At 70.2% G+C, this 12,273-nt stretch carries 12 protein-coding genes; all 12 read right to left on the bottom strand.

All coding sequences use genetic code 11. From position 1 onward, the window contains the following. Nucleotides 1-7: 7 nt before the first annotated feature. The 12 genes from ACYVAG_RS05895 to rpsP all read right to left on the bottom strand — a co-directional run bounded on the left by ACYVAG_RS05895 (nt 8) and on the right by rpsP (nt 12,079). The gene (locus ACYVAG_RS05895; RefSeq protein WP_460767831.1) at nt 8-694 is read right to left on the bottom strand and encodes a succinate dehydrogenase cytochrome b subunit; all 687 of its coding nucleotides are present in this window, start codon (nt 692-694) and stop codon (nt 8-10) included. A gap of 168 nt (nt 695-862) precedes the next feature. Further along, nucleotides 863-2,425 (bottom strand): polysaccharide deacetylase family protein, encoded by a 1,563-nt coding sequence (locus tag ACYVAG_RS05890; protein WP_460767828.1) that lies wholly within the window; start codon nt 2,423-2,425, stop codon nt 863-865. Nucleotides 2,426-2,564: 139 nt separating this feature from the next. Then, on the bottom strand, nt 2,565-3,554 hold the full coding sequence (locus ACYVAG_RS05885; RefSeq protein ID WP_460767825.1) for an ABC transporter ATP-binding protein: 990 nt from the start codon (nt 3,552-3,554) through the stop codon (nt 2,565-2,567). After that, a complete protein-coding gene (locus ACYVAG_RS05880) occupies nt 3,551-4,594 on the bottom strand; it encodes an ABC transporter ATP-binding protein (protein ID WP_460767822.1) in 1,044 nt (347 codons plus the stop codon). Before ACYVAG_RS05880 ends, ACYVAG_RS05885 begins: the two co-directional genes overlap by 4 nt. Beyond that, on the bottom strand, nt 4,594-5,514 hold the full coding sequence (locus ACYVAG_RS05875; protein ID WP_460767819.1) for an ABC transporter permease: 921 nt from the start codon (nt 5,512-5,514) through the stop codon (nt 4,594-4,596). Before ACYVAG_RS05875 ends, ACYVAG_RS05880 begins: the two co-directional genes overlap by 1 nt. A gap of 8 nt (nt 5,515-5,522) precedes the next feature. Then, nucleotides 5,523-6,488, bottom strand: a complete 966-nt coding sequence (locus ACYVAG_RS05870) for an ABC transporter permease (RefSeq protein WP_460767816.1) — start codon at nt 6,486-6,488, stop codon at nt 5,523-5,525. A 3-nt stretch (nt 6,489-6,491) separates the two neighbouring features. Further along, on the bottom strand, nt 6,492-8,111 hold the full coding sequence (locus ACYVAG_RS05865) for an ABC transporter substrate-binding protein (RefSeq protein ID WP_460767813.1): 1,620 nt from the start codon (nt 8,109-8,111) through the stop codon (nt 6,492-6,494). 198 nt (nt 8,112-8,309) lie between these two features. After that, complete coding sequence (locus tag ACYVAG_RS05860; protein WP_460767810.1) at nt 8,310-9,893, bottom strand: ABC transporter substrate-binding protein; 1,584 nt, start codon at nt 9,891-9,893, stop codon at nt 8,310-8,312. After that, nucleotides 9,890-10,642, bottom strand: coding sequence for a tRNA (guanosine(37)-N1)-methyltransferase TrmD (gene trmD / locus ACYVAG_RS05855; protein ID WP_460767807.1), 753 nt, complete (start codon nt 10,640-10,642; stop codon nt 9,890-9,892). Before trmD ends, ACYVAG_RS05860 begins: the two co-directional genes overlap by 4 nt. Beyond that, nucleotides 10,639-11,202 carry a ribosome maturation factor RimM gene (gene rimM, locus ACYVAG_RS05850; protein ID WP_460767804.1) on the bottom strand — a complete coding sequence of 188 codons (564 nt, stop codon included), beginning with the start codon at nt 11,200-11,202 and terminating at the stop codon, nt 10,639-10,641. Before rimM ends, trmD begins: the two co-directional genes overlap by 4 nt. 92 nt (nt 11,203-11,294) lie before the next feature. Continuing rightward, nucleotides 11,295-11,555 carry an RNA-binding protein gene (locus ACYVAG_RS05845; RefSeq protein ID WP_460767801.1) on the bottom strand — a complete coding sequence of 87 codons (261 nt, stop codon included), beginning with the start codon at nt 11,553-11,555 and terminating at the stop codon, nt 11,295-11,297. 2 nt (nt 11,556-11,557) lie between these two features. Then, the gene (rpsP, locus tag ACYVAG_RS05840) at nt 11,558-12,079 is read right to left on the bottom strand and encodes a 30S ribosomal protein S16 (protein ID WP_460767798.1); all 522 of its coding nucleotides are present in this window, start codon (nt 12,077-12,079) and stop codon (nt 11,558-11,560) included. Nucleotides 12,080-12,273: the final 194 nt, after the last annotated feature.

The raw sequence follows: 12,273 nt of genomic DNA, 5'->3' as shown, positions 1-12,273 counted from the left end.
TGGTCGGTCACAGTGTGATCCCTCCGAGGATGATGGCGATCGGGCCGGCGACGAAGCCGACGAACAACAGCACGGCGATGACGGCGGCGACCAGGTTCCACGTCGAGCGCGACTTGGCGCTCGTGTTCGCGCCGAGGGTGGCGAAGGCGCTCCAGAACCCGTGACGGACGTGCAGGGCGACCGCGACCATGGCGATCAGGTAGCTGATCAGCACCAGCGGGTTCTTGAAGCTCTCGACCACGCGCACCATCGGGCTGGCCGCACCGGGCGCGGTGTCGATGACAGGCACCGTGAAGTGCAGGATGTGGTAGATCACGAACAGCAGGATCGTCACGCCGCCCCACCGCATGGTGTAGCTCGCGTACGAGCGCTGCAGCGAGTTCACCTTCGTGTAGCGCTTGGCGCCACCGGCCGCCGACTTCGCGCTGGACCAGAGGGTGAAGGCCGACCAGGCGTGTACGAGCAGCGCGGCCAGCAGGACGACGCGGGTGATCCACAGGGCGCCCTCGTGGGGCAGGATCGGCTCGCCCATCACACGGAGGTGGTGGGCGTACACGTCGAACGCGTACTGGCCCTGCTCGGGCCCCGCCTCGGTGACCCGGCCCGAGAAGAGCTTGAGGTTGCCGTACATGTGGATCAGCAGGAAGCCGATGAGGATCAGGCCACTGATGGCCATCGCGTACTTGCGCACCACGCTGGATCGTGCGGCGCGTTGGTGAACGGTGAGAGTAGGTGTTGTTGTCGCCACGAGCGACACCCTATTCCTCGAACTCCGATCGCGTGTAGTAAGGCCCGCCAAAGTGGCACAGGTCTCAGAAACGTGACCTTTCGACGCGGTCCCGAACGATCCGTACGCGGGACGTCAGCCGGCGCAGCCGAAGCCCGACTGCTTCTGGTTGGTGGTGGTGCAGTACGCGTGCCCGGCCTCGTAGGAACCCGAGTTCAGGGCCAGCTCCGAGACGGTGACCAGGGTCAGCCCCTTGGCCTGGAGGTCGCGGACGATTCCGGGCGCCGCGGCGACGGTCGAGGGGTGGATGTCGTGCATGAGGACGATCGAGTCGGCCCTGGCCGCGCTGGCCGACGCCTCGGTGGACGCGGTGTTCTTGGTCTTCCAGTCGTTGGTGTCGGCGTTCCACTGGATGATGCCGAGTCCGTTGCGGGCGGCCAGGTCGTCGACGGCCTTGTTGTGGGATCCGTACGGCGGCCGCAACAGCATCGGCGATCGCCCGTAGGTCTCCTTCATGATCGCGCTGGCACCCTCGACCTCGCGCTTGAGCTTGTCGGCACCGATGCGGGCGAGGTCGGGGTGGGACATGGAGTGGCTGGCCACCTCCATGCCGGACGACGCCACCTGCCTGGCGACCTTGGGGTTGGCCCTGATCATGTCGCCGAGCTGGAAGAACGTCGCGGCGGCGCCGGCCTTCGTGAAGGCCTCGAGGACCTGCGCCGTGTCCGCACCGGGTCCGTCGTCGTAGGTCAGGGCCACACACTTGGCCTTCGTGCAGTCGACGCCCACGGCGGTCGACGGCCGCGGGACCTGGTTGCCGGGCGTCGCCGAGGGAGAGGCGCTCGCACTGGGGGTGGGGGCGGCGCCCGAGGGGGCCGCTGACGGGTCGAAGGCGGACGGCGCCTTCGCCGCGGCCTGGGCCGAACGGCCGAACGTCGACAGCACCGGGTCCACGTCCTTGGCCGCGACGACCAGCCCGATCGGCTGGTCGGACACCGCCCCGGCACCGAAGCGCGCGACGAGGTTCCCCTGGGCGTCGAAGGCCAACGCCGGGCCGATGCCCTGGGGCGCGGCCTCGGCGTCCAGCGCCTGCGACAGCTTCTTGGGGTCGACCGCCTTGTCCTTGGCGACCGTCTTCGCGACCGCCTGCTTGAAGGCACCCCACTGCTGGGCGTCGACGAGGATCGGCGAGCTGTGGACACGTCGGGTCGCCGCGTCGTACCAGACGATCACGGGCTCGGTGCGCTCGCCCTTCGGCGAGGTGATCTTCCGCGTCACCTGGATGCCCACGGCCTGCGGGGAGGCCGCCACGACCGAGGTCGTGACCGAGACGGCGGTGGCCCCCTCCTGGGCGGCAGTGCGCAGCGTACGCTCGCGCACGACCTCCATGGCGCTGGAGAGCGTACGCGCGCCCGGCACGACCGGGACCTCGGCACGGATGCCGCGGGAGTCGTCGGCGTACGTCGTCATGGTCCAGCCGGCCACGGTGCCGGGGTCGACCCGCGCGAACTCGGCCCTGGGGGCGTCGGGGGCCTTCGTGGTGGCGCCGCCCTTCGGCGCGTCACCCCCGGGCTTCGACTTCGACGGGTCCACGCCGCACGCGCTGGTCGCCAGCAGGGCGACCACCGACAGCCCGATGCCGATCCGGACGGGCCAGGCGGCTCCGGCGGCGCGATCGGTCTGTTGGCGTGCGGTCATGCTTCCCCCTGGGTGATTCTAGACGACGAGGTCAGCGTAGGCAGCCGACGCTCCGAACCGAAATCCCACCGACGTGCGTCGCCGAGAATTCATCCCTGGGGCTGACGCGGCCCGACCCCGCGGGCGGAATGGGGTCGGCTCAGGACGCGTCGGCCTCGGGGCCGGGGAAGTGACAGGCGGCCTCCGCGCCCGACGGCATCGGCTCCAGCGGTGGGCGCTCGGTCGCACACACCTCCTGGGCCCTCCAGCACCGGCCGCGGAACGGGCAGCCGGTGGGACGCGTGGTCGGTGAGGGCAGGTCCCCCACCAGCAGGCGCCGCCTCCCCATCGCACGGACGCGGGGGTCCGGCACGGGGACCGCCGACAGCAGGGCCTGCGTGTAGGGGTGCTGCGGAGCGGTGAAGATCTGCTCGGCCGCACCGTATTCGACGATCTCGCCGAGATACATCACCGCGATGCGGTCGGCGATGTGGCGGACCACGCCCAGGTCGTGGGCGATGAACACATAGCCGAGGTCGAGCTCGGCCTGGAGCCGCTCGAGCAGGTTGACCACCTGGGCCTGCACCGACACGTCGAGGGCCGACACGGGCTCGTCCAGCACCAGCATGCGGGGTTCGAGCGCGAGCGCGCGGGCGATCCCGATGCGCTGGCGCTGGCCGCCGGAGAACTCGTGCGGATAGCGCGCCGCCAGTGACGGCCGCAGGCCGACGAGGTCGAGCAACTCCCTCGCGCGGGCCGTGCGCGAGGCCCGGTCACCGATGCCGTGGATCTCGAGGGGCTCGGTCAGGATGTCGGCGACGGTCGAGCGCGACGGCAGCGAGGCGTACGGGTCCTGGAACACGTACTGCATGTCCCGGCGTACGCCGCGCAGCTCGCGTCGCGACAGCCCGCCGACATCGCGCCCCTCGAAGCGGACGTGCCCCGAGGTCGGGCGGTAGAAGCCCATCAGGGTCTTGCCGACCGTGGTCTTCCCGCAGCCCGACTCCCCCACCAGGGCCAGCGTCTCGCCGCGGCGGAGGTCGAAAGACACGTCGTTGACCGCATAGACGGTCGACGCCTTGGCCAGAAAGCCTCCGCCGACCTCGAAATGCTTGACGAGGTGGTCGACCTCGAGGAGCAACTCGCTCATCGGCTTCCCTCCCGGGCGGTCGTGGCGGGGTCGAGGCCCTCGAGCTCGGCATGGAAGTGACAGGCGGTCTCGTGGTGGGGCCCCACCCGGACCAGGGGCGGCGGGGTGCCGCACTCGGCCCGCCCGCGGCTGGTGCGGCAGCGCGGCTGGAAGGGACAGCCCTCCGGCAGCGACCGCGGGTCGGGCGGCTGGCCGGCAATCGCGGTCAGCTCGTCGCGGCGGTCGTCGACCCGCGGCAGCGACTCGAGCAGGCCGAGGGCGTACGGGTGCCGGGGGGCGTGGAAGATGTCATCGACCGGGGCCGATTCGACGACCTTGCCCGCATACATGACCACGACGTGGCGGGCCACCTCGGCGATCACGCCGAGGTCGTGGGTGATCATGACCAGGGCCGAGCCGTTCTCGTCCTGCAGCCGCTGGAGCAGCTCGAGGATCTGGGCCTGGACCGTGACGTCGAGCGCGGTCGTGGGCTCATCGGCGATGATCAGCCTGGGCCGGTTCGCGATGGCGATCGCGATCATGGCGCGTTGGCGCATGCCGCCCGAGAACTGGTGGGGATATTGACCGACGCGCTCGCGGGGGGCGGGGATGCCCACCTCCGTCAGGAGCTCGATGACCCGGTCTCGGCGCGCAGCCTTCGTGCGCAGGTCGGGCGAGTGGCGACGCAGCGTCTCGTCGATCTGGGCACCGATCGTCATCACGGGGTTCAGTGCGGTCATGGGGTCCTGGAAGATCAGGCCGATCTCGCCGCCCCGCACCTCGCGCAGGCGGCTCGGGGCCATGGCGAGCAGGTCCTCGCCGTCGAACCAGGCGTGACCGGACACGACGCGGCCCGACGGCGGCAGGAGCCCGAGCGCCGACATGACGGTCACCGACTTGCCGGATCCCGACTCCCCCACCACGCCCAGGGTTTCGCCCGGTCGCACGTCGTAGGTGGCGCCGTTGACACCGCGTACCACCCCGTTCAGGGTGGCGAACTCGGTGACGATGCCGTCGAGGCGGAGCAGGGGCTCGGCACGATCGATGCGGCTGCTGCCCATCACCGCACCTGCCTCGGGTCGACGGCGTCGCGCAGGCCGTCGCCCACGAAGTTCACCGCGAGGACGGTGAGGGCGATCGCGATGCCGGGCGGGAGCCACATCCACGGCATCGACCGCAGGATGCGCAGGCTCTGGGCCTCGGAGATCATGGATCCCCAGCTCGCCGTGGGCGGGGGCACGCCGAGCCCCAGGAACGAGAGCGCGGCCTCGGTGCCGATCACCACTGCGGTCAGCAACGTGAAGGCCACCGCCGCGTGTGGGAGCACCGAGGGCAGCATGTGGCGGACGAGGATGTGCAGCGGCGTGCCGCCGAGTCCCTCGACGGCCTGGACCGAGTCCTGCTCGCGCAGCTGCATCGTGACGCCCCGGGTGACGCGGAACGCCTGGGTCCACTGGAGGCACCCCAGCATGACGATGATCATCAGCACGCCCGAGCCGAAGAAGGCCACCACGACGATGATCACGATCAGGGTCGGGAAACTCTGGAACACCTCCGCGACGCGCGTCAGGATCGAGTCGATCCAGCCACGGAAATAGCCCGCGATGACGCCGAAGACCACGCCGATCAGCGTCGCCAGCGTGGCAGCGGCCAGGCCGATCGTCAGCGAGAGCCGGCCGCCGTGGAGGAGCCGGGCCAGCACGTCGCGACCGGCCGAGTCGGTGCCGAGCGGATGGCCGGGCCCCGGCGGCAGGCGGTAGTAGGCCGTGTCCACCGCGTACGGGTCGACGCGGTGGACCAGCGGGCCGAGGAAGGCGAGGAGCACCATGACCACAAGGATGGCGGCGCCCACCATCGCCATCCGGTGGCTCCGGAACCGGCGCCACGCGAGTTGGCGGGGCGTGAGGTCGGGGGCGGCGGCCCCGGGTGGGCCGGGCACTCCCTCGGCTGCGGGCTCGAGGTCGAGTCGGGAATCGGTCATGGCGCCTCCTAGACCCTGATCCGGGGGTCGACGACCGCGTACAGCACGTCGGCGACGAGGTTGCACAGGACGACGAGGATCGCGATGAACATCACGAACCCCATGAGCATCGGGTAGTCGCGGCCGGTGATCGAGTCCACGGCCAGGCGTCCCAGACCCGGCCAGGCGAAGATCTGCTCCACGATGACGGCACCGCCGAACATCGTGGGGATGTTCATGGCGATGATCGTGATGATGGGGATCAGCGCGTTGTGGACCGCGTGACGCCACGTGATGCGTCGATCGGTGAGTCCCTTCGAGCGCGCCGTGGTGATGAAGTCCTGGCCGAGGACGTCCAGCATCGACGAGCGCGTCCACCGCTGATAGGTGGCGGCGCCCTGCGCGCCGAGGATGAGTGCGGGCAGGATCAGGTGGCGCAGGTTCTCGAGGAAGGTGGGGTTGGCCGGGTCATACATGCCGGAGGTCGGCAACCACTGGAGCTGCAGGCCGAACACGTAGATCGCGATGAGGGCCGTGAAGAACACCGGCACGCAGATGGCCACCAGCGACACGAACGACAAGGCGTAGTCGGTGGGACGGTTGCGTCGCATCGCGGCCCACACCCCGCCCAGCAGACCCAGCACGACCGAGATCACCAGCGACGGGACGATCAGGGCCAACGAGTTCTGCAGTCGCTGCCCCAGCACCACGGCCACCGCGCGCCCGTCACCGGGTGCGAGCGATCGGCCGAGGTTCCCCTGCAGGGCCTGGGTGAGCCACGTCCAGTACTGGACGACCAGCGGCTGGTCGAGTCCCAGCTGGCGCCGGGCGTCCGCCATCATCTGCTCCCGGTCGGGCCCGGCGAACGTCATCGGGTCGAAATACATCTCCACCGGATCGCCCGGGGCCGACCTGATCAGCAGGAACAGCAGGACACTGATCAGCAGGAGCGTGATGACGCTGACGCCGAGGCGCTTGAGGACGAATCTGACCATCCGTCACTTGCCCCAGCTGGCGGCTGTGGCGGTGATCGGGTTCGCGGAGGGATCGAAGCCGGTGACGGTCTTGCCGGTGCCCCAGTTCAGCGTGGCGCTGTAGAGCGGGAAGTTCATGACCTCCTCGTTGAGGATCGCGTATGCCTTCTGGTAGGCCGCCACGCGCTGCGCCTGGTCGGAGGTCGTCTGGCCCTCGGCCATGGCCCCGTCCAGTTCCGGATTGCAGAACCGGGCGATGTTCGGGCCGGCCGGCGAGGCCTGGGCACAGGTGACGCGGGTCGCCAGGAGCGACGGCTCCGGCACCGCCATGGTCAACGGGCTGATCAGGAGGTCGAACCTGCCCTCGGTGACCCCCTTGCCGATCTCCGCGGCCGAGTGGGGGGTGATCTTGGCCTTGATGCCGGCCTCGGTGAGGTTGCCGACGATGATGCGCATGACGGCGTCGCGGTCAGCCTGCCCCGGGACGATGTCGAGGTTGACCTCGGTGTTCGCGTCCCAGCCGGCCTGCTGCAGGAGCGCCTTGGCCTTCGCGACATCGCGCGGGTAGGTGTTCGCACCGGCCGGCACGACCCAGTCGGGCGAGAAGAGGTACGCGTTCACCGGCTTGCCCTGCCCGGCCAGCACCGAGTTCACGATGCCCTGGCGGTCGATCGCATACATGATCGCCTGGCGTACGCGCTTGTCCTTGAGCTTGCCGGACTCGCTGAACGGGGTGTGCAGTGTCATCACCTTGTTGCCGGGCTTCTGCACCAGCGTGACCTTCGGGTCACCCTGCATCGACTTCACATCGGTCGCGGGAACCTCGGCGGCGTCGATCTCGCCCGTCCCGAGCTGGGCCGCGGCCACGTCGCCGGTCAGGTATTTCGCGTACACCTTCGCGAGCTTCGGCTGCGGCGCGTACGCCGGGTTCGCGACGAACTCGATCTGGTCGTCGGACACCCATTTGCTGAACAGGTAGGGGCCGCTGCCGACCTTGGGCTCGCGGAACAGCGGGTTGCCCTTCCACTGGTCGCGCGGGATGGAGCCATAGATGTGCTTGGGGGCGAGCGCCGCCTCGGTGAGCAGCGCGGGGAATCCGACGTTGGCCGCATCGAGCTCGATCCTCAGCGTCGAGGCGTCGGGCGCCGTGATGCCGGCCACCTCGGGCGCCTTGCCGTCCCGGAAGTCCTTCGCGCCCTTCACGTTCAGCAGGTAGCCGCTGATGTAGGACCCGGTCAACTTGTCGAGGTGCCCCTCGAGGGCCCACTTGAGGTCGGGCGCCGTCACGGGCGTCTTGTCGCTCCACTGCATGTTCTTGAGCTTGAAGGTGAACGACTTGCCGTCCGGGGCGAACTCCCACGACTCGGCGAGCCGCCCCTCGAACTTTCCGTTGACCCACGTGAGCAGTGGCTGGAAGTGGAGGTGGACGACCGTGGAGTCGGCGCCGCCGCCGGCGTCGTAGGGGTTCAGGCCTGACGCCTTCTGGTAGAGGTAGAAACTGAAGTTCTTGCCCGCGCCCCCCGATTGACCGGGCTGGCCCGGTTGGCCAGCCTGTCCCGACTGGCCCGCAGGCGTGCACGCGGAGAACCCCACCAGCGCGACGGTCAGGGCCGACGCGACGGCCCACTTCTTCGAAACGCCCACGGGGTCCTCCTTGATCATCGCCGGCACGGGGCCGTTCTGTGGTGCGGGGACGGGCGAGCACGCCACGGTCCACGAGTAGGGAACACACTCGGGCCGCACCCCCGCGGTGTCAAGCCGAACCGCCAAGCCGTGACTGCTCTGAGACCCACGCCGCCCGGTGATCATGGTCGCCACGGGTCGCCGGTCAGGGCCGACGCGTCACTTCACGCGGACCCAGAAGTCGATCAGGCCGGTGACGGGCACCAGGGCGGGGTCGACGGGGCCCATGGTGGCGCTCTCGGCGATGACCGCGTCGGGGACGAACAGCGGCAGGACGGGAAGGTCGTCGCGGAGCGTCGCGCTGACGGTCCGCCACCGTTCGGCCTGCTCGGCCGCGGTGGTCGAGGCGGTCGCCCGGGCCAACTGGTCGTCGAGCGCGGGGTTGCAGTATTGCCCGGTGTTGGTCTCCTTCGACCCGTCACAACGCACCAGCGCGGTGACCAGCGACGGCTGCCGGGTCGCCGCCGTCCACTGGCCCGCGAGCAGGTCATAGTCCCGTCGCTCCGCCAGGGCTGCCTGCTCGGACGGGTCGAAACGTGCGATCTCGGCGTTGATGCCGGCGGCCTTGAGCTGGGTCGCGACCCGGTCCCACAGGCGTACGCGCCCGGACTCGGCCACCACGGCGATGCGCACCACGCGGTTGGGGTCCCACCCCGCCTCGCTCAGCAGGCGCCGTGAGGCGGTCGGGTCGAACGGCGCCTCCGCGGGCGCTCCCGGCTCCTGGGTCCAGGCCGACTGGAAGAGCAGCGAGTTCGCCACGCGGCCCCGTCCGCCGAGGTCCTCGGCCACGAGCGCCTGGCGGTCGATGGCCATCAGGATGGCGCGGCGCACGCGGACGTCGGGCAGTTTGCCCGGCGCGGGCGTGAGGGTCACCAGGGTGTTCCCCGGGGCCCGCTCGAGTCGCACGTTCCCCGGCAGGGCGGCCGGGTCGAGCGTGTGGGAGTCGGCGATGTCGAGGCGGCCGGCAGCCATCTCGCGGGCGACGTCATCCGGCTTCACGGGGCGGGCGATGACACCCTGCAACCGCGTCTTGACCCCACGTGCGGTCAGCTCGGGGTTGGGCCGGAACGACACCGAGCCGTCGCTCTCCCAGCGGTCGACCACATAGGGACCCGACCCGACCGTCGCCTGGCGATAGTCGGCGGTCGCCATCGCCGTGTGATCGGGATAGACGTGCTGCGGCATGATCGGGATCTGCGTGAGGTGTTCGACGAAATGGGGATTGGGCCGCTCGAGCGTGATCACCGCGTGGCGAAAGGCGTCGGAAGTGAGGCCGACGACGGTTTCCGTCTTCCCCTCCCTGAACTCACGGGCGCCCTTGATCGCCAGGAGCTCGTTCGCGTACGGCGACTCGCTGCGGGGGTCGAGATGGGCCTCCAGCGACACGATCATGTCGAGCGCCGAGAACCACCTGCCGTCGCTCCACCGGGCACGGGGGGCGACCAGGGCCAGCCGCGAACCCTCGTTGAACGGGACCCAACTTCCCGCGAAACGGGGCACGAGCTGGCCGTCGCTGCCGGCGAGCAGGGGCCCGAACTGGATCTGGGCGAGGCGCTGTTCGGCGCTGCCGATGGGTGCGAAGGGGCTGATCGTGCGCGGGGACTCGGGCAACTGAAGTTGGACGGCGGCGCCGTCGACCCCTCGCTCGAGGTCGCGGGCCCGGGCTGCGACCTCCGGCGTGACCGGGGCGCAGCCGGCGACCAGGGTCGTCGCGAGCGCCAGTCCGGCAAGCAGTCGCCTCATCGGCCACGTCCTTCCTCGGCCTCCGCGGGCCCTCGTTCTGGGTCGCCGGCCATCATAGGGCGACCGCCCAGGATGTCGGGGCGGCGACGCCGCGTCAGCTCCAGCGACTGCTCGCGGCGCCATTGGGCGACACGCCCGTGATGGCCCGACATGAGCACGTCGGGGACCTCGAGACCGCGCCACACGGGAGGTTTGGTGAACACCGGATATTCCAGCAGCCCCCCCTGGCCCTCGGAATGGGACTCCTCGGTCAGCGACTCGGGGTTGCCGATCACGCCGGGGACCAGACGCACGATGGCCTCGGCCATGGCGAGAACCGCCACCTCTCCCCCGTTCAGCACGTAGTCGCCGAGGCTGACCTCCTCCACGTGAATCCGGGTGCGGGCGTGGGCGACGACGCGCGCATCGATGCCTTCATAGCGTCCGCAGGCGAAGAGCAGGTGCGGCCTTGCCGCCAGTGCGTACGCCGTGGCCTGCGTGAAGGGGACCCCCGACGGCGTCGGGACCACCAGGGTCGTCTCGTCCGTGGCGAGCGCGTCGATGGCCTCGCCCCAGGGCTCGGGCTTCATCACCATGCCGGCGCCACCGCCATAGGGGGTGTCGTCGACGGTGCGGTGGCGGTCGTGGGTCCAGCCACGGAGGTCGTGGACACCGACGTCGACCAGGCCGGATTCGATGGCCTTGCCGACCAGGGAGAGGCGCAGCGGCGCGAAGTAGTCGGGGAAGATCGAGACGACGTCGAGTCTCACGAACGCCCGCCCTCCTCCGGCTCGTCGTCGTCGAGGTCGGTGAGGAGACCGTCGACGTCAGCCAGTCGGACGGTGCGGGCGGCCAGGTCGACCTCGGGCACCAGGGCCTCGACGAACGGCACCAGGCGTACGCCCCCCGGGGTGTCGACCTCGAGCAGGTCCTGGGCGAGGTGGACGACCCCACGGACCGTGCCGGCGACCTCACCCGCCGCCGTCAGGACCGTCAGGCCCACCAGTTGGCGGTCATAGAACTCGTCGTCGGCCTCGGGGACCTCGTCGGCGGCGGCCACTGCGACCAGGAGGACCCCACGGACGCCCTCGACCGCGGTGCGGTCGGCGTATTCCTCGAACGTGACCAGGAGGCGCTCCGAGTGCCAGCGCGTCGCGGCCACGGTGAACGTCCGGCGTCCGCCCTCCTCCCGCAGGACCGCACCCGGCGAGAACCGTCGATCGGGCTCGTCGGTGCGCGGCTCGACGGCCACCTCACCGCGGATGCCGTGGGGCCTTCCGATGCGACCGACGATGACCTCGATGGTCGAGCCGGGGGCGGCCTCGGGCATGCGTACTCCTGACGGGTGTGAGGTCCGGGGCGGAACGGGTGAAGCACGACCGCCCCGCTGCGGGGCAACGGGGCGGTCGGGGTGGTCGGAGGTCAGCGAGGGCCGCGACCGCGGGGCCGCTTGTCGACGTCGACGAAGTCGACGCGGACCTGCTCGTGGCCCGCGAGGGCAGCGAGCACCGTCCTCAGCGACTGGGCGGTGCGGCCGTTGCGGCCGATGACCTTGCCGATGTCGGACGGGTCGACGCGCACCTCGAGCATGCGCCCACGACGGAGGTCCTTGTCCTTGATCCGGACCTCGTCAGGGTTGCTGACGATGCCGCGGACGAGGTGTTCCAGCGCGTCGGCGAGCACGATCAGGCCTCGTCGGACTTCGCGTCGGCCTTGGCCTCGTCAGCCGCGGCGTCGTCGGACTTGGCCTCGTCGGACGAGGTCTCCTCGTCGGCCTTGGCCTCGAGCTCGGCGTCGTCGGCCTTCGCCTCGGGCTTGTCGCCCTCGGAGGCCTTCTTCTTCGAGAAGGCCTCGACGGTCGGCTCGTCCTTGGTGTCGGCGAGGGCCTTGTTGAAGCGCTCGGTCTTGTCGGCCTTCTGCTTCTGCGGCTCGATGCCGGACGGGGTCTTGTCGCCCGTGAACGCCTGCCAGTCGCCGGAGCGCTTCAGGATGGCGACGACGGCCTCGGTCGGCTGGGCGCCGACGGACAGCCAGTACTGCGCGCGCTCGGAGTTGACCTCGATGAACGACGGGTCGTTCTTCGGGTGGTATTTGCCGATCTCCTCGATCGCACGGCCGTCACGCTTGGTGCGCGAGTCCATGACGACGATGCGGTAGTGCGGGGTGCGGATGGCGCCCATGCGCTTCAGACGAATCTTGACAGCCACGTGTGTGGGTTCTCCTTGGGATGTCCCCGAACGGTTCGGGGGGTATCGGGTGAGCGGTCGGCGTCGATGTGGGGCATCGGCCGCCTCGGCTCGGATGGATCCGCGCCCCGCGGCGTAGAGAGGGCACCACCGGGCACAGAAGCAGCGGCCATTCTGCCACGGATCCCCGGGCAACGCGAACCTGCGTCGCTGCG

Source organism: Mariniluteicoccus flavus, from assembly GCF_054776655.1.
The sequence above is the reverse complement of the archived record's forward strand: the minus strand, read 5'-3'. Positions and strand labels throughout refer to the sequence as shown.